Genomic DNA, 18245 nt, shown 5'->3' with positions numbered 1-18245 from the left:
CCCGAGAAGAAGGCGAAGGTTTTCCCGTTTTTCCGTGAGAGAGTGATGCCATCCTGGTAGGAGTGAGTACCGATCCCCGAAACCCCTTGACACAAAGTGCTTGTGAGCGCTAACAATTGACGCGCTCGAACTGCGATACAAAGGGTGCGGGAAGGAGGCGGGACAGACCATGGCTCGCAACGTCCAACGCTCACCCGTCATGGCCGATGTGGCAAGGCTCGCGGGGGTGTCCCACCAGACCGTCTCCCGGGTGCTCAACGACCATCCGAACGTGCGCCAGGAGACACGCGCCCGGGTGCTCGCCGCCATCGAGGGCCTCGGCTACCGGCGCAACTCGACCGCGCGCGCCCTGGTGACCAAGCAGAGCAACACCCTCGGGGTGGTCGCCTTCGACACCACGCTGTACGGCCCGGCCAGCACGCTCTACGGCATCGAGCGAGCCGCCCGCGATGCCGGCTACTTCGTGAGCATCGTCAGCCTGCGCGAGCTGACCAGCCACGATCTCGCCGAGGCGCTCGACCACCTCGGCCGCCAGCAGGTCGACGGGCTCGTGGTCATCGCCCCCCAGAGCGCGGTCGCGGTCGCGCTCGCCGAGATGCCGCAGCCCGTGCCGGTGGTGACGGTCGAAGGCGACGCCGACGTCGGGCTTCCCGTCGTGAACGTCGACCAGCGCAAGGGCGGCGTGCTCGTCACCGAGCACCTGCTGCGGCTCGGCCACCGCACCGTCTGGCACGTGTCCGGGCCCCAGGACTGGCTGGAGGCGCAGGGACGCATGGAGGGCTGGCGGGAGACGCTCCGCGCGGCCGGGGCGGAGATTCACGAGCCGCTGTCGGGAGACTGGAGCCCGCGCTCGGGCTACCGCTGCGGTCAGATCCTGGCCGGGATGCCGGACCTCACGGCGGTCTTCGTCGCCAACGACCAGATGGCCCTCGGGGTCCTGCGCGCTCTCGACGAGGCGCGCATCCGCGTCCCTGAGGACGTGAGCGTAGTCGGCTTCGACGACATCCCCGAGTCCGAGTTCTTCGCCCCACCGCTGACCACGATCTCTCAGGACTTCTCCGAGGTGGGCCGCAAGGCCATCGCCCTCCTCCTCGACGCGCTGGCGGGCGAGGACGAGCCGGTGGGGACACTCCGGCAGGCCATGGAGCCGTCCGACGGCGTACGCGAGGGCCCGTCCCCGGCCACGCCGCCCCCGCACGTCGTGGTGCAGCCCCGACTCGTGGTCCGGCGCAGCTCCGGGCGCCCGCACGGCTCCTGAGCCCGCCGTCCTCTGCATGAGCCCCGCCGTCCCCTCCGCGCGAGCTCCGGGCGTGACGGCGGAATCATGCGGGGAGATCAGATGTTGTGCGATGGAAGGCCTACTGCGAAGGCGGTTTCCGCGCGCGCCGTAGGCTGGCGGTCTACCGACAACGCCTTGTACGCACGACAGGAGGGCCCCCTGGTGCTCGTTGACTCCTTCGGGCGGGTGGCGACCGACCTGCGGGTCTCGCTGACCGACAAGTGCAACCTGCGTTGCACGTACTGCATGCCACCTGAGGGTCTCGACTGGCTGCCGAAGCCCGACCTGCTCACGGCGGACGAGATCTGCCGCGTGGTGACGATCGGCGTCGAGCGGCTCGGCATCACCGAGGTCCGCTACACCGGCGGCGAGCCCCTGCTGCGCCGGGAGCTCGTCGAGATCGTCACGCGCACCACGGCGCTGCGCCCCCGGCCCCAGGTGTCCATCACCTCCAACGGCATCGGCCTGGCCCGGCTGGCCGCCCCCCTCGCCGCCGCCGGGCTCGACCGGGTCAACATCTCGCTCGACACCCTCGACCGTGACGCGTTCATCCGGCTCTCGCACCGCGACCGCCTCGCCGACGTCCTCGCGGGACTGGCCGCCGCCGACGCCGCGGGCCTTCGCCCCGTCAAGGTCAACACGGTGCTCATGCGGGACATCAACCAGCACGAGGCGGTGCCGCTGCTGCGGTTCTGCCTGGAGCAGGGCTACGAGCTGCGGTTCATCGAGCAGATGCCGCTGGACGCCCAGCACGGCTGGCGGCGAGAGAACATGGTCACCGCCGACGAGATCCTCGACATGCTCGCCCCCGAGTTCACGCTGACCCCCGACGACCCGGGGGAGCGGGGCAGCGCCCCGGCCGAGATCTTCCTCGTGGACGGCGGTCCCGCCCGGGTGGGCGTCATCGGCTCGGTGACCCGCCCCTTCTGCGGAGCCTGCGACCGGGTGCGGCTGACCGCCGACGGCCAGATCCGCAACTGCCTGTTCGCGACCGAGGAGTCCGATCTGCGAAGGTCGCTGCGCGCGGGGGCCTCCGACGACGAGCTTGCCGCGCAGTGGGTCGCCGCCGTACGGGGCAAGCGGGCCGGGCACGGCATCGACGACCCGAGCTTCCTGCAGCCGGCGCGTCCGATGTCGGCCATCGGCGGCTGAGATGCCCTCCGGCGGTCACGTGGTCCCGCAGGGCCCGCCGGACGCCGCAGGGGTGGGTCGCGAGGGCTTCGAGCGCTCACCGGCCCGCACCGCGCCGCTCGCGGGCTCGCACGGCACGCCGTACGACGCGGTGATCCTCGCCGGAGGCGGCGCGCGCAGGCTCGGGGGCGGGGACAAGCCCGGTGTCAGCGTGGGCGGCCTGACACTGATCGAGCGGGTCGCGGCCGCGGTCCCGGACGCCGTACGGCTCGTCGTGGTGGGCCCGAGGCGTTCCGGCCTGCCGCGCGCCCTGTTCGTCCGCGAGGAACCGCCCGGAGGCGGCCCGGTTCCCGCGCTCCGCACGGGGCTCGCGCAGGCCCGCTCGCCGTGGGTGGCACTGCTGGCCGCCGACCTGCCGTTCCTGCGGCCCGCGCACGTCGCGGCGCTGCTCGGCGCGGCCGGGCCCCGGGCAGGCGCCGTGCTGGTGGACGACGGCGGGCGCGAGCAGTGGCTCACCGGCGTCTGGCGTACGGAGGTGCTGGCCCGCGCGCTGGCCCCCTACCAGGGCCGGTCCCTGCGCGGGCTGCTCGGCCCACTCGAACCGGTGCGGCTGAGCCTGCCGGTGGACGATGACGGGCGTGTTCCGTGGTTCGATTGCGACACGATCGACGACGTCGAAGACGCCAGGGAGCGCATTCCGCACATCACCGGCGAACATTAACAATCGCTGAACGCAGCTTTATGACCGATGAATGACTCGGGAAGAAAGGGACGCCATGAACGTGCTGGCCGAGTGGACGGCGCTGGTCTGCAAGGAGCTGGGCCTTGACCCGGAGCAGGTTGATCGCGACGCGGTTCTCGACCTGACCAGGGACGTCGCGCACGGGGTGGCCCGGCCGGCGGCGCCGCTCACGGCCTACCTGCTGGGGCTCGCGCAAGGCGCGGGCACCGCGCCACCGGAGGCGCTGGATCGTCTGTCGACGATGGCGAAGAACTGGGGGCAGGCCACCGCGGAGACGCTGGGCGACCGCTGAGCCGTCCGATTAAGGGAGCGGCGATTTAAGGAGAAATGGGCAACGCCGGGTGGTTACGGGGGCAAACCACCCGGCGTTGCTTCATCGGCGTTCCGACGGGGGCCCGGAACGCCGGCACGAGCGCTCCGACGGGGGACCAGAGCGCTTGTCTAAAGCGTACACCTACAACCCATGGGGTGCGTCAAGACTTTGTCACGACCCGATCTCGCGTCGGTGCCTTGGTATCTCGGTTTGGTTAGGTTCTTCTGAGGTGAAGGGCGAGCTCACGTCACGACTCGGCTGGTTGGCCCCGATGACGGCGATGTATGGCAAAAAGATCGCACCGGCGACGAACATCGCCCTGATCGGCCAGGGTACGTTCAGCACGACGGCGAGGATCAGGCAGAGGGTGCGGATCCCCATCTGGATGAAATAACGCTTCTCCCTGCGGCCGATGTCGGCCGTGAGGGAGGGTCTCGCGTCGGTGACCTGGTGTACGACCGTGCGGCCGTGCCATACCTTCACAACATCCACGGTAGCCCCCGGATCGGCCGGGCCGGCAGGCGGCCGGGACGGGGCGGTCATACGATCAAGGCCGACGGTAAGGGAGAGTTGGATGAGCGATCGTACATACCGCGTGACGGAGATCGTCGGGACGTCCCCCGACAGTGTGGACCAGGCGATCCGCAACGGCATACGCCGCGCCGCCGAGACCCTGCGCCACCTCGACTGGTTCGAGGTCACCGAGGTCCGCGGGCAGATCCAGGACGGCGAGGTCGGCCACTTCCAGGTGGGCATGAAGGTCGGCTTCCGCCTGGAGGACTCCTGACCCGCGGCCGGTGCCGGGGGGTCCCGGCACCGGCGTGCAGGCTCAGTTGGCCTGGCTGACCGTCGACATGTTGAAGTCGGGCACCCGGACGGCAGGCATGATCGTGCGCGTGAAGTAGTCGTTCCACTCGCGGGGGAGCGTGTGCTCCGCCCGGCCGATCTCGGTGAGCCGGCCCAGCAGGTCGACCGGGCTCTCGTTGAACCGGAAGTTGTTCACCTCGCCGACCACCTCGCCGTTCTCGACCAGGTAGACCCCGTCGCGGGTGAGGCCGGTCAGCAGCAGTGACTGGGGGTCCACCTCGCGGATGTACCACAGACAGGTGAGCAGCAGGCCCCGCTCGGTGGAGGCGACCATCTCGTCCAGCGAGCGCCCGCCCTCGGACCCCGACATGATCAGGTTGTCGATCGGCGGGGTCGTCGCCAGCCCGGTCAGCTCCGAGGAGTAGCGGGTCTGCAGCAGCGCGGACAGGGAGCCGTCATGGACCCAGTCGGTCGCCGACAGCGGCAGCCCGTTGTCGAAGACCGACCGCTCACGGCTGCCCGCGTGGGCGACCACGAACGGCGTGCACTCGATGCCCCGCGCGGCGGGGTCGCTGTAGAGCCGGACCGGGGAGGACGACAGCGACTCGCCGACCCGGGTGCCGCCGCCCGGCTTGGAGAACACCGTGCGGCCGTCGAGGGCGTCCCTGGCGCCCGCCGACCAGTAGAGGTAGATCATCAGGTCGGCCACCGCCGAAGGCGGGATCAGCGTCTCGTAGCGGTCGGCGGGCAGCTCGACGCGGCGCTTGGCCCAGTCGAGCCGGCGCGCGAGCGTGGCGTCCAGCGAGGCGACGTCGACGTCGGCGAAGTCCCTGGTGGCCAAGCCGGTCCAGGCGGAGCGGCTCATGTCGGGCGACTTGGCGTTGAGCTCCAGCCGGCCGGTGGGCTGGTCGTGCCGCAGCCGCAGCCCGGTGGAGGACCCGAGGAAGGTCGAGGTGAGGGTGTGCTCGGCGAAACCGTACAGCTTGCGCTTGGCGGTCTCGGCCACGGCGAACGCCTCGCCCAGCGCCGGCGCGAACTCGCCGAACACGCCGATCGAGGTGGAGCCGGCGGGCCGGTCCCAGTCGGGCGACTGGGCCCCCGCGACCAGCGGCCGGGCGTCCTCGGCCGGAGGGGCCTGGTGGGAGGCCAGATCGGCCGCGGTGACGACGTCGGCGAGCTGGTCGGGACGTACGGCCGAGCGCGAGACGACGCCGACACCCCGGCCGGTCACCGAGATCACGGTGAGGCGCGAGGAACGCGCCACGCCGTTGGTGGTCAGGGTGTTGCCGGCGAAGCGGAGGTTCGCGGTGGACCCCTCGTCGACGATGACGACGCAGTCGTCGGCCTTGCTGAGCGCAAGGGCACGCTCGACGGTCTCCTGAGGAGTCACTTTCCACCCTCCTGAACGGTGTTGAGGATCTTGACCCCGCGGAACAGGGCGGACGGGGTCCCGTGACTGACCGGCGCCACCTGCCCCGGCTGGCCCTTCCCGCAGTTGAAGGCGCCGCCGAGCAAATAGGTCTGCGGGCCGCCGACCGCCTCCATCGACCGCCAGAAGTCGGTGGTGGTGGCCTGGTAGGCGACGTCGCGCAGCTGGCCGGTGAGCCGGCCGCCCTCGATGCGGTAGAACCTCTGGCCGGTGAACTGGAAGTTGTATCGCTGCATGTCGATGGACCAGCTCTTGTCGCCCATGATGTAGATGCCGCGCTCGACCCGGGAGATCAGCTCGTCGGTCGAGGGGCCGTCGATCGCGGGCTGCAGGGAGACGTTGGCCATCCGCTGGATCGCGACGTGCCCGGGGGAGTCGGCGAACGCGCACCCGTTGGAGGGGCCGAGGCCCTTCAGCAGCGCCATGCGGCGGTCGAGCTGGTAGCCCGCCAGCCTCCCGTTGCGCACGATGTCGAACTGCCGCGTCGCCACGCCCTCGTCGTCGTAGCCCACCGAGGCCAGGCCGTACTCGGCCGTGCGGTCACCGGTGACGTTCATGACCGGCGAGCCGTACTCGAGGGAGCCGAGCTTGTCGAAGGTGGCGAAGCTCGTGCCGGCGTACGCCGCCTCGTAGCCCAGCGCCCGGTCGAGCTCGGTGGCGTGCCCGATCGACTCGTGGATCGTGAGCCACAGGTTCGACGGGTGGATCACCAGGTCGTAGGTGCCCGCCTCGACAGAGGGGGCTTTCAGCTTCTCCTCCAGCAGCTCAGGCAGGGTGGAGAGCTCGGCGAGGAAGTCCCAGCCGGTGCCGGAGAGGTATTCGTAGCCGCGGCCCACCGGCGGCGCCAGCGTGCGCATGTCGTCGAAGCGCCCGTCGGCCGCCCGCATCACCGTGAGGACGGGATGGATCCTGACCCGCTGCTGGGTGGCGTCGGTGCCGGCGGTGTCGGCGTAGAACTTCTGCTCCTTGACCTGCATGAGCGAGGCGGAGACGTGGTCGACGCGGGGATCCTTCAGCAGGCCGGCGGACCAGTCGGCCAGCAGCCCGGCCTTGTCCTTCAGCGGCACCGAGAAGGGGTCGATGTCGTAGGACGACACCCAGGTGACACCCGCGTGGACCGGCTCGGGGGCCAGCTCCACAGGCTCGCGGTTCACGGCGGCGGCGACCTCGGCCACCTGGACGGCCTGCTCGGCCACCGCCGCGGCGGCTTCGGGAGTGAGCTCGATGCCGGCCGCGAACCCCCAGGTGCCGCCGCGGATGACGCGCACCGCGTATCCGAGGTCGTCGGCGTCCATGGAGCCTTCGAGCCGGGCGTCGAAGAGGCTCAGCGTCTCGCCGCGCACCCGTTCAAGCCGGAAGTCGGCGTGCTCGGCGCCCAGCTCACGGGCACGCTGCAGAGCCGCGTCCGCCAGTTGCCGCAGTGGCAGGGCGAGAAAGTCGGGATCGATCTGGCGCATGTCCACGATCCTAACCGTGTGATCTTGTACGGCGCGGATAAGGGCTTACGCGCGAGTAGGCGATAGCGTCTTTGCCATGGCTCGTTCAGTACTCGTAACCGGTGGTAACCGCGGGATCGGCCTTTCGATAGCCCGTGAGCTGGCCGCGGCCGGTGACGCCGTCGCCGTCACCTACCGCTCGGGGGAGCCCCCAGAGGGGCTCTTCGGCGTGAAGTGCGACGTCACCAGCTCCGAAGACGTCGACAACGCCTTCTCCAAGGTCGAGGCCGAGCACGGGCCCGTCGAGGTCGTCGTGGCGAACGCCGGCATCACCAAGGACACGCTGCTGCCGCTGATGAAGGAAGAGACCTTCACCGACGTCATCGACACCAACCTGACCGGCGCCTACCGCGTCGCGAAGCGCGCGTGCCGCGGCATGCTGAGGATGCGGCGTGGCCGGCTGGTGCTCATCTCCTCCGTCGTCGCGATGTCCGGCTCCGCCGGCCAGACCAACTACGCCGCCTCCAAGGCCGGCATGATCGGCTTCGCGCGGTCCCTGGCACGCGAGCTCGGCTCGCGCGGCATCACGGTCAACGTGGTCGCCCCGGGCTTCGTCGAGACCGACATGACGGCCGCCCTCGGGGCCGAACAACAACAGGCCATCTACAAGACCATCCCGCTCGGCCGCCCCGCGAGCGCGGCCGAGATCGCGCGAGTGGTCAAGTTCCTGGCGAGCGACGACGCCGCCTACATCACCGGCGCGGTCATCCCCGTCGACGGCGGCCTGGGAATGGGGCACTGACATGGGAATTCTCGACGGCAAAAGGCTCTTGGTCAGCGGCGTGCTCACCGACGCCTCGATCGCCTTCTCGGTGGCCAGGCTGGCCCAGGAGGAGGGCGCGCAGATCGTCCTCACCGGCTTCGGGCGGCTCAGCCTCGTCGAGCGCATCGCCAAGCGGCTCCCCGAGACGCCGCCGGTGATCGAGCTCGACGTGCAGAACACCGAGCACCTCGACTCCCTGGCCGACCGCGTGGGCGAGCACCTCGGGGGCCTCGACGGGGTGGTGCACTCCATCGGATTCGCGCCGCAGACCGCGCTCGGCGGCAACTTCCTCAACACCACCTGGGACGACGTGGCCACGGCCATGCACATCTCGACCTTCTCCTTCAAGTCGCTGGCCGTCGCCTGCCTGCCGCTGATGAAGGAGGGCGGCGCCGTTGTCGGCCTCGACTTCGACGCCACCAAGGCGTGGCCGGTGTACGACTGGATGGGCGTGGCCAAGGCCGGGCTGGAGTCCTGCTCGCGTTACCTGGCCCGCGATCTCGGCAAGCACGGTATCCGGGTGAACCTCGTGGCGGCGGGCCCGCTGCGCACCATGGCCGCCAAGAGCATTCCCGGGTTCAAGGAGTTCGAGGAGAGCTGGCCGGCCAAGGCGCCCCTCGGGTGGGACCTCGCCGACACCTCGCCGGCGGCCAAGGCGTGCGTGGCGTTGCTGTCCGACTGGTTCCCCGCCACGACGGGCGAGATCGTGCACGTCGACGGCGGTGTCCACGCCATGGGGGTCTGACCGGGGTCAGGCCAGGCGGTGCCGTCCGGAGTCGTTACGACGCAGGCCCTCGAACGGCATCGACTGCGGTGTGCTGTCCTTCTTGCGCGCCTGGACGATGCGTGTAGCCAGGATCGCCGAGGCGAGCAGCACCGCGGTCAGCACGGTCCCCACCAGGTCCTGCGGCCGGTGCGGCACCAGCTTGGCGGCGCCGAGGCGGTCGGTCAGCGTCGGAAGGGGCTGGCCGGGCCAGAGCGGGGTGAGCGGTGGCGTCTCGACGTCGGTTGAGGGCGGTATCGCGTACGGGGTGTACGCGGTGGCACGCTGCTCCAGGTCGCCGAGGTCCACGCCATTCGTGTCCCCGTTCTCCTGCGGCTTGACGGGACGCACCGCGGGCGGCGCCGGCGCCTGCCCTCCGGGAAGGTCGGACGAGGCCGGACCGTCGGGCGCCGTGGTCGGAGTGGAACGGTCCGGTCCCGCGGATGAGCTGGGGGCCGGCGAGGACGCGCCCCGCCCGCAGTCCGGCGGGGCGATCAGGGGCAGGCACCGCGCGTCGATGGGCAAGCCGAGCAGGTCCCCGTACGAGGAGTCGCCGGACGCCTCGCCGCGGCCGCCGGGCGAGGTCGAGCGCGGGCTCGCGGTGGGGGAGGGGCTGGACGAAGCCCGGCCGTCGTTGTTCCGGCGGCCCTTGCCGGCCTTCTTGGCCACCTTGTCGAGCTTCTTCTGCGTGTCGTCCGCGAGCTCCTCAACCTGGTCGGTGACCGCGTCGACCTTGTCGCCGACCTGGTCGGTGACCGGATCGGGCTCGCCGCCGGTCGGTTCGCCATCCGTATCGGTGATGGGGTCGGACTTGTGGTCGGGCTTGTCGCCGGCCGTGCCGGCGGTGGGGCCGGGCTTGTCGCCGGCCCGTTCGCCCACCGTGGCGGTGAGCGGGCCGAGGCCGCCGGTCAGGGCGTCCACCGGGGCGGTGACCCCGCCGAGCAGGTGGCAGACGTCGCCGGTGAGGCTCGATGAGGCGCCGCCGCCGCGGTCGCATTTCATCACGCTCGCCGAGAACGCGGTGGCGGGCGTCGTCACCAGAAGCACCGTTCCCCCGCTGAGCGCGAGCGTCAACGCGCCCGCCGAAATGGCGGTGGTGCGTCTACGCATGGTTCCCCTCCATCGTCTTCCACACGTATAGCGGAGGCGCGGGCTCCCCTCCCGCCGCCTCCAAGACCATCGTGTGGCACCACGCCGGTCTTTCCATGAAAAGGTGCGATTCGGTACCGAGTAGTGATACGCGAACGAGATTCCTGTTCGGTGACACGCGAGGTTTCCCGTGGCGCCCGCACGCATATCGGGACTAATCGGTAGCGGACACGTCGTCGAGAGCCTCACGGATCTCCATGGGCAACGTCAACTCCTCGGCCTGCAGCACGCCCTTGAGCTGGGCATGGGTGCGTGCCCCGACGATGGCCGCCGCCACGCCCGGCTGGTCGCGGACCCAGGAGAGGGCCACCGCGAGAGGCGAGACCGCGAGCCCCTCCGCGGCGGTGGTCACGGACTCGACCACGCGGCGGCACCGCTCGTCGAGATACGGATGGACGAAGTCGGCGAAGTGCGGCGTCGCCGCGCGGGAGTCGGCGGGGATGCCCACGCGGTACTTGCCGGTGAGCACGCCACGCCCGAGCGGCGACCAGGCCAGCACCCCGGCGCCGACGTGCTCGGCCGCGGCCAAAACCTCACGCTCGGCGTCCCTGGCGAGCAGGGAGTATTCGACCTGGGCGGACACGATGGGCGCCCGTCCGGGGGCCGATCGCTGCCAGACGCCCGCCGCGGCGAGCTGCCATCCGGCGTAGTTGCACACTCCGGCGTACATCGTGCGACCGGAGCAGACGGCGGTGTCGACCGCCGCCAGGGTCTCCTCCAGGGGGACCTCGGGGTCGAAGGCGTGCAGCTGCCACAGATCGACCTCGTCCACCCCCAGCCGGCCCAGGGAGGCGTCGAGCGCGGAGAGGAGGCTCCTGCGGGAGGCGTTCCTCGATCGGGGGCCTCTGGGGGTGAGCACGGCCTTGGTCGCGATGACCATCTCCGAACGCGGCACCGACTCCCGCAGCAGGCGGCCGAGCAACCGCTCGGCGTCGCCCCCGGCGTAGACGTCGGCGGTGTCGACCAGGGTCCCCCCGGCTTCGGCGAAGGCGACGAGCTGCGCGGCGGCTTCCTCGGCGCCGGTGTCACGCCCCCAGGTCATGGTGCCCAGTCCCACCCGTGACACCGAAAGACCGCTACGACCGACCAATCGCTGATCCATGATCCGGCCAGGTTACCGCGTTGGAACGTCGCACTTCGCTCGATGGTGAAGGACGCGCCTCTCCCGGGCCCTCGTCCCGGCCCCTCCGCGCCCTGTCATCCGCCACGCGCGAGCCCGGGTGGTGATCTTCCAGAAGACCGCACCCACCAGGCCTTCAGTTGTTAGTCGCCATTGATGGTGGTTCGTTCGCGAGTCCCGCCGCACCTGCCTGACCACGGCGGCGAGGCTCCCCTAGGCTTGCGCGCACTATGGACGCACTGCAAGCGATCGTGCTCGGCATCGTGCAGGGCCTCACGGAGTTCCTGCCCATCTCCAGCTCTGCTCATCTGCTCATCGTTCCCAAACTGTTCGGCTGGTCGGACCCGGGAGCCGCCTTCACCGCGGTCATCCAACTGGGCACCATGCTGGCCGTCGTCATCTATTTCCGGCGCGACATCGTGCGCATCATGTGGACCTGGCTGCGCAGCCTGTGGACCCCGGAACTACGCGGCGACATGGACGCCAAGATGGGCTGGTACATCGGTCTCGGCACGATCCCGCTCGGCGTGCTGGGCCTGGTGTTCAAGGACCAGATCGAGGGACCGGCCCGCAACCTGTGGATCAACGCCACCGTGCTGATCGTCTTCGGCCTGCTCCTGCTCCTGGCCGAGCAGGTGGGACGGCAGAGGACGGCCATCGGCGACCTGACGTTGAAGGACGGCCTGATCATCGGGGGCTTCCAGGCGCTCGCGCTGGTCCCGGGCGCGTCCCGTTCCGGATCGACGATCACCGGCGGGCTGTTCCTCGGGTTCACCCGGGAGGCGGCGGCCCGTTACTCGTTCCTGCTGTCCATCCCCGCCGTGGTGCTGTCGGGGCTTTTCGAGCTGGGCGACGTCGGCGCGGGCGGCGGCCCGGACCTCGTGCCGACCTTGATCGCCACCATCGTGTCCTTCGTCGTGGGGTACGCCTCCATCGCGTGGCTGCTGCGCTACATCACCCGGCATTCCATGATGGTTTTTGTCACCTACCGGGTCTTCATCGGCGCCTTCTTGTTGACACTCTTGTCTCTAGGGGTGATCACGGCCCAATAAGCTTGCCTTTGTGACCACTTTGCTTCTGGCGCGCCACGGTCTGACCGACCTGACCGGGCCCGTGCTCGCCGGCTGGACCCCCGGGGTCCATCTCAGCGAGCGCGGCCGCGCCCAGGCCGAGGCCCTCGGGGCCCGCCTGGCGGCCTTGCGCCTCGACGCCATCGTGTCCAGCCCTCTCGAGCGATGCCTGGAGACCGCCCAGGCGGTGCTCCAGGGACGCGAAGGCATCAAGATCGAGAGCGACGAGCGGCTGGGCGAGTGCGGATACGGCGACTGGACCGGGCGTCCGCTCACCGAGCTCGCCGAGGAGCCGCTGTGGCGGGTGGTGCAGCAGCATCCGAGCGCGGTGGTCTTCCCCGGGGGTGAGTCGCTGGCGGGCGTGCAGCGCCGCGCGGTCGCGGCCGTGCGCCACTGGAACGCCAAGCTCGGCGACGACGCGATCTACCTGGCATGCAGCCACGGAGACGTGATCAAGGCGATCGTGGCCGACGCGCTCGGCGTCCACCTCGACCAGTTCCAGCGCATCACCGCCGATCCCGCCTCCCTCACGGTGATCCGCTACACCCCGCTGCGCCCGTTCGTACTCAGGGTCAACGACGTAGGTGGCGGGGTGGAGAATCTTCTACCCCCACCCCCGCAACCTGAGGGTTCGGAGCAGCAAGACGGGGGAGAAAGATTCACCGAGAGCGACGCCGCTGTCGGCGGCGGAGCCGGGACCACGTAAGGTCGGGCTATGCCGGTCTTCGACTACGATCCGCCAGACAGGTTCGTGGCCGGTGCCGTGGGGCAACCGGGATCACGCGCCTTCTTTCTGCAAGCCCGTGGTCAGGGGCGCATGACGACGGTCGGCTTGGAGAAGTTCCAGGTCGCGGTCCTGGCCGATCGGCTCGACGAGCTGCTCGACGAGGTGCTGCGCCGAAGCGGAGGCACCGCCCCTGTGCCGGCGATGGCGCCGGTCGAGCTTGCCGACAAGGCACCCCTCGACCTTCCCCTCGAGGAGGACTTCCGCGTCGGCACCATGGCCCTCGCCTGGGATCCCGACACCTCGACCGTGGTCATCGAGGCGCAGGAGGTCACCGACGAGGAGACCGAGGTGGAGGAGCTGGTCGTCGACGACACCGACCGGCCGGACTCCGCCGTCCTGCGGGTGCACATCACCGCCGCGGCGGCCCGCGCGTTCACCCAGCGGGCTCTTGAGCTCGTCGCGGCCGGACGGCCGCCGTGCCCGCTGTGCGGACAGCCACTCGACGCGGAGGGCCACATCTGCGTCCGCCTGAACGGCCACCGGGGGGACCGTACGTGAGCGCAGAGAGCGACCCCCGGCTCAGCAGCATCCCCGGTACGTCAGGACTCGACGACGTCACCGCCCTGCGCCTGCTGCGCGAGGGCACCATCGAGGTCGCCGGCCGTCTGGTCGAGGCGACCAACATGACGCTCTACTGTTCCATCCGCCTCGACGGGATCGTCGCCGAGTGTGTCTACAAGCCCGTCAGGGGCGAGCGGCCGCTGTGGGACTTCCCGGACGGCACGCTCGCCGCGCGCGAGGTCGCCGCCTTCGAGGTCTCGGCCGCCACCGGCTGGCGCATCGTGCCGCCCAGCGTCTACCGCGACGGCCCGTTCGGTCCCGGCATGTGCCAGCTGTGGATCGACACCGACCCCGAGGCCGACCTGATGGCGCTGATCCGCAGCCGCGACCCGTTGCTGCGCCGCATGGCCATCTTCGACGCCGTGGTCAACAACGCCGACCGCAAGGGCGGCCACCTGCTGCCCCTGCCCGACGGGCACATCTACGGCGTGGACCACGGGGTCTGCTTCTCCGCCGAGGACAAGCTGCGCACCGTGCTGTGGCAGTGGCGCGGCAAGCCGCTCCCGCGCGAGGCCGTGAACGTCCTGGCCCGGCTCGAGCGTGACATCGAGCGCGGCCGGCTGGGGCGGCGGCTGCGCGAGCTGCTCACGCTTGCGGAGGTGGAGGCGACGTGGGAGCGCGTCCGCCGCCTGCTCAGCACCGGCATCCATCCCTATCCCTCCGATGACTGGCCGGCGATCCCCTGGCCCCCGATCTGACCGGCCGCTGAGCGCACCGCCCGCCGTCTGCCGGTCAGGGGGCCGTTCTCGCCGGCCGCGCCGGGGCGTACCCTGCGGAAGAGCTGTCCATCTCTACCGACATGGAGGGAACGGGCATGTGCACGGTTGTCGTCGGCATCGACCCGGGCGCGGAGACGCCGGTGGTCCTGGCCGGGGTGCGCGACGAGTTCGCGGAACGGCCATGGCGGCCCCCGGGGGCGCACTGGCCGGAGTTCCCCCGCCTGGTGGGCGGGCGCGACCTCATGGCGGGCGGCACCTGGCTGGCCGTCGACCCGGACGGATCCCGGGTGGCCGCGTTGCTGAACGGGCGCGGTGTGCTGGCCGAGGCGTCCATCCGCAGGTCGCGGGGCGACCTGCCGCTGCGGGCCGCGGCATCGGGAGGGCTCCCAGACGGGGATCTGTCCTGTTATGACCCCTTTCACCTGCTGGTCGCCGACATCGGCGGCGTGCGGCTGTGGAGCTGGGACGGCTCGCGAGTGAGTGAGGACAAGCTCCCGGCCGGCGTGCACGTCGTGGTCAACAGCGGGTGGGAGCGGGGTGAGGCCAACGCCCGGGTCGCTTTCTTCCGGCCGCGCTTCGCCGCGGCGCCGCGACCCTCGGCGAGCGACACCGGTGACCGATCATGGCAGGCGTGGCGCGGGCTCGCGTCCGGAGCGCGCCTTCCCGTCTCCGATCCGAGGGCGCTGGTGGTCCGCGAGCAGCTGCCCGACGGGCGCGTGTGGGGCACCTCCTCGATCACACTGGTCGCGCTGGGCGCCGGCGCCCTGCGCTACGACTTCTGCCCGCGCCCGGCCGACCCGGCCTCCTGGTACGGCGTCCTCCCCGCGCCGGGCACCCGCTGACCCAGGTCAGCAGAGCACCCCGCCCCAGGTGATCCTCACGGTCCGGTCGCCGCCGTTCGAGGTGAACCGGATCTTGGAGGTGCTGCAGTACGGCGTGCCGTACGCGGTGATGGTGGCCGAGCTCCCCGCGGAGATCTCGCCCCTCGTCGAGCTGAGCAGGCCGCCCTCGCTGATGGAGGCGCGCCAGCGTATGGCCGCGCCCGGGGCCTTGAGCTTGATGTTCACGGAGATGATGTAGTCGGATCGGACGCGCACCCTGCTGGGCGTCACCTCCAGCAACGGCCTGGCCACACGGGTGGTGGTCCCCTTCCAGCTCGGCGCGGCGTTGGAGGTCGCTTGGGACTTCGAGGGGGAGGGGATGGGCGTCGGCTCCTCTGAGGTCGGCACGACGGGCGGTTCCGTGGTCGGCGGAGCGGTGAGGTCGAGTGTGGGGACCGGGATGGCGCCGGGGACCTGCCTCTGGGGGCGGCCTTCGGACGAGGAGATGAAGACGACCGCGAGGACGGTCAGCAGCAGCCCGGCCGCGGCGGCGATGGCGCGGTCGCGCCGGTGCCGGCGCCGGTGGCGGGAGCCGGCCTGCCGGTCCGGTCCGGCGGCGTACTCCTCGTCGGGCCGTAGCGGCGCGGCTCGTCCCGTCTCGGACGGCTCCGTACGCGGCCGGGCCTGGAACGGCGCCGGCCCCGGCCCGGCCGTGAACGACACGGTTCCCGGCCGGCTCTGGAACGCCGCTCCATGGCCGGCGGCGAACGGAGGCGTCCCCGCGCCGCCCTCCGATCGCGACGCGGAGCTTCGGGCATCCGGTGGTACGGCCGGGTCCAGGCCGGTGTCCGTTCGCGCCGCCGCGCCCGGTCGCCCCGCCGTCTCCGGTGGCGCCGCCGGTGGGAGCGCTCTGCCCGGCAGGGGGGTCTGCCCGGACCGCGGCCACAGCGGGCGCGCGCTCAGCGGGATGGGCCCCTCGTACGAGGGGGGCGGCGCCGGCCACCTGGCCGTGTACTTGGGGCGCCCCTCGGGGGCGGCAGGGCGGATGGCGGGGGGCAGCAGGGGGGCGTACCCGAGGGAGAGCCCTTCGAGGCGGGTCAGCAGCTCGCGTGCCGAGGGCCGCCGCGCGGGGACCTTGTCCAGGCAGGCGTCGACGGCGTCGCGCAGCCCTCCGGCCAGCGCGGACAGGTCGGGCACGCCGTTCAGGATACGGTTGATCACCGCGGGTACCGAGTCCTGGCCGAACGGCGCGCGGCCGGTGGCGGCGTAGACGATGGTGCCGGCCCAGGCGAACATGTCGCTCTCCGGGCCGGGGAGCGTCCCCGCCAGGTGCTCGGGCGCGGTGAACGGCGACGTGCCGACGAGCCGGCCTGTCGTCAGCGGGCCCTCCAGGGCGCGCCCGACGCCGAAGTCGATCACCCGGGGACCGCCGGGGCCGAGCAGCACGCACCCGGGCCTGAAGTCGCCGTGCGCCGTGCCCGCCTCGTGGACGGCCGCCAGGGCCGTCAGCGTCGCGATCGCCAGCTCGGTGAGCTCGTTCGCCGGGCGGGGGCCCTGCTTCTCCACGACGTCCCACAGGGAGGGCCCGTCGACGTACTCGCTGGCGTAGTAGAGGCGGCGGTCGTGGAGGCCGTAGGCCAGGATCCGGGCGATCCGCGGGTCGGTCACCCGCTGCGCCTGCCGTAGCTCGGTGCCGAAGTCGCGCCGCACCCGCTCGTCGTCGGAGAACCGCCGGTGCAGCAGCTTCACCGCCACGGGCTCGCCCGACCCGGTCTCGGCGGCGTACACGACTCCCTGGCCGCCTTCACCGATCCGTCCAGTCACCCGGTAGGAGGCGATTTTGGAGGGATCGGAGGGCCCGAGGGGCCTGAAAGCCGGCAAATCTTGCTCTCCCTTGGTATGAGACGCTTCGTGCCGACCCCCGCAGCCACGGCGGCAAGATTCTGTCACGTTGGAACGTGACTAAGTAGGGTTTTGTGTCATTGGGCACGATGAACCCTCCCGCCCCAAAACGGACACCCCGGGGTGATCCAGCCACTCCACCTCCTGGATAGGCTCAGGGCATGCGATCGTGGTCCGCTCCGAAGATTCGCCCTCTCCCCGGCGCCGGCCTTCCTCTCCGGCTGCACGACACCTCGGCAGGGGAGACCAGGGAGACATCCCCGGGGCCCAAGGCACGGATGTACGTCTGCGGCATCACGCCGTACGACGCGACCCATCTCGGGCATGCCAACACCTACCTGGCGTTCGACTCGGCGAACCGTGTGTGGCGGGACGCCGGACACCAGGTCCACTTCACGCAGAACGCCACCGACGTCGACGATCCCCTGCTGGAGCGCGCGCTGCAGATCGGCGTCGACTGGCGCGACCTGGCCGAGAAGGAGATCGAGCTTTACCGCACCGACATGGAGGCCCTGCGCGTCCTGCCTCCGACCGACTACGTCGGCGTGACCGAGGTCGTCGGCCAGGTCGCCGAGCTGATCGAGCGGCTGAAGGACAAGGGCGCCACCTACGAGGTCGACAGCGACGTCTACTTCTCGGTGGCCGCCGCCCCGAAGTTCGGGGCCGTCTCTGGATACTCCGAAGATCGGATGCTGGAGCTGTTCGCCGAGCGCGGCGGCGACCCCGGGCGCACCGGGAAGCGGAACCCGCTCGACTGGCTGCTGTGGCGGGCCGAGCGCCCGGGTGAGCCGTCCTGGCCCTCGTCCTTCGGCCCCGGCCGGCCCGGCTGGCACGTCGAGTGCACCGCGATCGCGCTGAGCCGCCTCGGCAGCGGGTTCGACGTGTCGGGCGGCGGCTCCGACCTGATCTTCCCCCACCACGAGATGGGCGCCAGCGAGGGACACATCGCGACGGGGGAGTGGCCCTTCGCCAAGGCCTACGTGCACGCCGGCATGGTCGCGCTCGACGGGGAGAAGATGTCGAAGTCCCGGGGCAACCTGGTGTTCGTCTCCCGGCTTCGCGCCGAGCACGATCCCATGGCGGTGCGGCTGGCCCTGCTGGCCCACCACTACCGGGCCGACTGGGAGTGGACCGGCGACCAGATCGGCGCCGCCGCCGACCGCCTGGCGCGCTGGCGCTCGGCCGTCGAGCTGCCCGGGGGCCCCGACGGGCAGGCCGTGCTGCGAGAGATCAGAGAGCGCATGGCCGACGACCTGGACACGCCCGGAGCCCTCGCGGCCGTCGACGCCTGGGCGGCCCGCGCGGACGCCGGGGAAGGCCCCGACCCCGGCGCTCCCGCGCTGGTCCGCGCGGCCGCCGACGCCCTTCTCGGGATCGCGCTGTAAGGACGGGG

General features: G+C 71.2%; 19 protein-coding genes. 13 read left to right on the top strand and 6 right to left on the bottom strand.

Translation table 11 applies throughout. The features are described from left to right. Positions 1-169 precede the first annotated feature (169 nt). From ABD810_RS24660 to ABD810_RS24645, 4 genes are all read left to right on the top strand, one after another. Positions 170-1258, top strand: a complete 1089-nt coding sequence (locus ABD810_RS24660; protein WP_344944943.1) for a LacI family DNA-binding transcriptional regulator — start codon at positions 170-172, stop codon at positions 1256-1258. A 183-nt stretch (positions 1259-1441) separates the two neighbouring features. Then, entirely contained in the window at positions 1442-2431 is a 990-nt protein-coding gene (moaA, locus tag ABD810_RS24655) for a GTP 3',8-cyclase MoaA (RefSeq protein WP_344944940.1), read from the top strand. Between the two features lies 1 nt (position 2432). Then, positions 2433-3131, top strand: a complete 699-nt coding sequence (mobA, locus tag ABD810_RS24650; protein WP_344944937.1) for a molybdenum cofactor guanylyltransferase — start codon at positions 2433-2435, stop codon at positions 3129-3131. A 31-nt stretch (positions 3132-3162) separates the two neighbouring features. Further along, complete coding sequence (locus ABD810_RS24645; RefSeq protein ID WP_344944934.1) at positions 3163-3444, top strand: DUF6457 domain-containing protein; 282 nt, start codon at positions 3163-3165, stop codon at positions 3442-3444. Between the two features lie 192 nt (positions 3445-3636). Here the strand turns inward: ABD810_RS24645 and ABD810_RS24640 are convergent, their stop codons facing one another. After that, on the bottom strand, positions 3637-4008 hold the full coding sequence (locus ABD810_RS24640) for a DUF3099 domain-containing protein (protein WP_344944930.1): 372 nt from the start codon (positions 4006-4008) through the stop codon (positions 3637-3639). A 31-nt stretch (positions 4009-4039) separates the two neighbouring features. On the opposite strand from ABD810_RS24640, the gene ABD810_RS24635 reads away from it, so the two are divergent. Then, positions 4040-4252: a dodecin gene (locus ABD810_RS24635; protein ID WP_344944927.1), complete on the top strand. Its 213-nt coding sequence runs from the start codon at positions 4040-4042 to the stop codon at positions 4250-4252. A 42-nt stretch (positions 4253-4294) separates the two neighbouring features. On the opposite strand, the gene ABD810_RS24630 is transcribed toward ABD810_RS24635, so the two are convergent. Next, positions 4295-5662: a metallopeptidase TldD-related protein gene (locus ABD810_RS24630; RefSeq protein WP_344944925.1), complete on the bottom strand. Its 1368-nt coding sequence runs from the start codon at positions 5660-5662 to the stop codon at positions 4295-4297. Next, positions 5659-7158 (bottom strand): TldD/PmbA family protein, encoded by a 1500-nt coding sequence (locus ABD810_RS24625; protein ID WP_344944922.1) that lies wholly within the window; start codon positions 7156-7158, stop codon positions 5659-5661. The genes ABD810_RS24630 and ABD810_RS24625 overlap by 4 nt, the downstream gene beginning before the upstream one ends. Before the next feature lie 76 nt (positions 7159-7234). On the opposite strand from ABD810_RS24625, the gene fabG reads away from it, so the two are divergent. Both fabG and fabI read left to right on the top strand, forming a co-directional pair. Continuing rightward, a complete protein-coding gene (fabG, locus tag ABD810_RS24620) occupies positions 7235-7939 on the top strand; it encodes a 3-oxoacyl-ACP reductase FabG (RefSeq protein WP_344944919.1) in 705 nt (234 codons plus the stop codon). A gap of 1 nt (position 7940) precedes the next feature. Next, positions 7941-8705, top strand: a complete 765-nt coding sequence (gene fabI, locus ABD810_RS24615) for an enoyl-ACP reductase FabI (RefSeq protein ID WP_344944916.1) — start codon at positions 7941-7943, stop codon at positions 8703-8705. 6 nt (positions 8706-8711) lie between these two features. On the opposite strand, the gene ABD810_RS24610 is transcribed toward fabI, so the two are convergent. Together ABD810_RS24610 and ABD810_RS24605 are read right to left on the bottom strand one after the other, a co-directional pair. Next, a complete protein-coding gene (locus tag ABD810_RS24610) occupies positions 8712-9833 on the bottom strand; it encodes a hypothetical protein (protein ID WP_344944913.1) in 1122 nt (373 codons plus the stop codon). Positions 9834-10026: 193 nt separating this feature from the next. Next, a complete protein-coding gene (locus tag ABD810_RS24605; protein ID WP_344944910.1) occupies positions 10027-10974 on the bottom strand; it encodes an aldo/keto reductase in 948 nt (315 codons plus the stop codon). 248 nt (positions 10975-11222) lie between these two features. Here ABD810_RS24605 and ABD810_RS24600 point away from each other — a divergent pair, with 248 nt between their 5' ends. The 5 genes from ABD810_RS24600 (at position 11223) to ABD810_RS24580 (ending at position 14971) form a co-directional block, all read left to right on the top strand. After that, a complete protein-coding gene (locus ABD810_RS24600; RefSeq protein WP_344944907.1) occupies positions 11223-12044 on the top strand; it encodes an undecaprenyl-diphosphate phosphatase in 822 nt (273 codons plus the stop codon). Positions 12045-12054: 10 nt separating this feature from the next. After that, positions 12055-12768, top strand: coding sequence for a histidine phosphatase family protein (locus tag ABD810_RS24595; RefSeq protein WP_344944903.1), 714 nt, complete (start codon positions 12055-12057; stop codon positions 12766-12768). Between the two features lie 9 nt (positions 12769-12777). After that, the gene (locus tag ABD810_RS24590) at positions 12778-13347 is read left to right on the top strand and encodes a DUF3090 domain-containing protein (RefSeq protein WP_344944900.1); all 570 of its coding nucleotides are present in this window, start codon (positions 12778-12780) and stop codon (positions 13345-13347) included. After that, complete coding sequence (locus ABD810_RS24585) at positions 13344-14108, top strand: SCO1664 family protein (protein ID WP_344944897.1); 765 nt, start codon at positions 13344-13346, stop codon at positions 14106-14108. Before ABD810_RS24590 ends, ABD810_RS24585 begins: the two co-directional genes overlap by 4 nt. 116 nt (positions 14109-14224) lie before the next feature. Further along, on the top strand, positions 14225-14971 hold the full coding sequence (locus ABD810_RS24580; protein WP_344944893.1) for an NRDE family protein: 747 nt from the start codon (positions 14225-14227) through the stop codon (positions 14969-14971). 6 nt (positions 14972-14977) lie between these two features. On the opposite strand, the gene ABD810_RS24575 is transcribed toward ABD810_RS24580, so the two are convergent. Continuing rightward, complete coding sequence (locus ABD810_RS24575) at positions 14978-16831, bottom strand: serine/threonine protein kinase (RefSeq protein WP_344944890.1); 1854 nt, start codon at positions 16829-16831, stop codon at positions 14978-14980. Between the two features lie 182 nt (positions 16832-17013). On the opposite strand from ABD810_RS24575, the gene mshC reads away from it, so the two are divergent. After that, positions 17014-18237: a cysteine--1-D-myo-inosityl 2-amino-2-deoxy-alpha-D-glucopyranoside ligase gene (gene mshC / locus ABD810_RS24570; protein WP_344944887.1), complete on the top strand. Its 1224-nt coding sequence runs from the start codon at positions 17014-17016 to the stop codon at positions 18235-18237. Positions 18238-18245 lie beyond the last annotated feature (8 nt).

The organism is Sphaerisporangium flaviroseum (assembly GCF_039537005.1).
Lineage (GTDB): Bacteria > Actinomycetota > Actinomycetes > Streptosporangiales > Streptosporangiaceae > Sphaerisporangium > Sphaerisporangium flaviroseum.
Note: the sequence above shows the minus strand (reverse complement) of the source record. Positions and strands in the feature narration are given on the sequence as shown.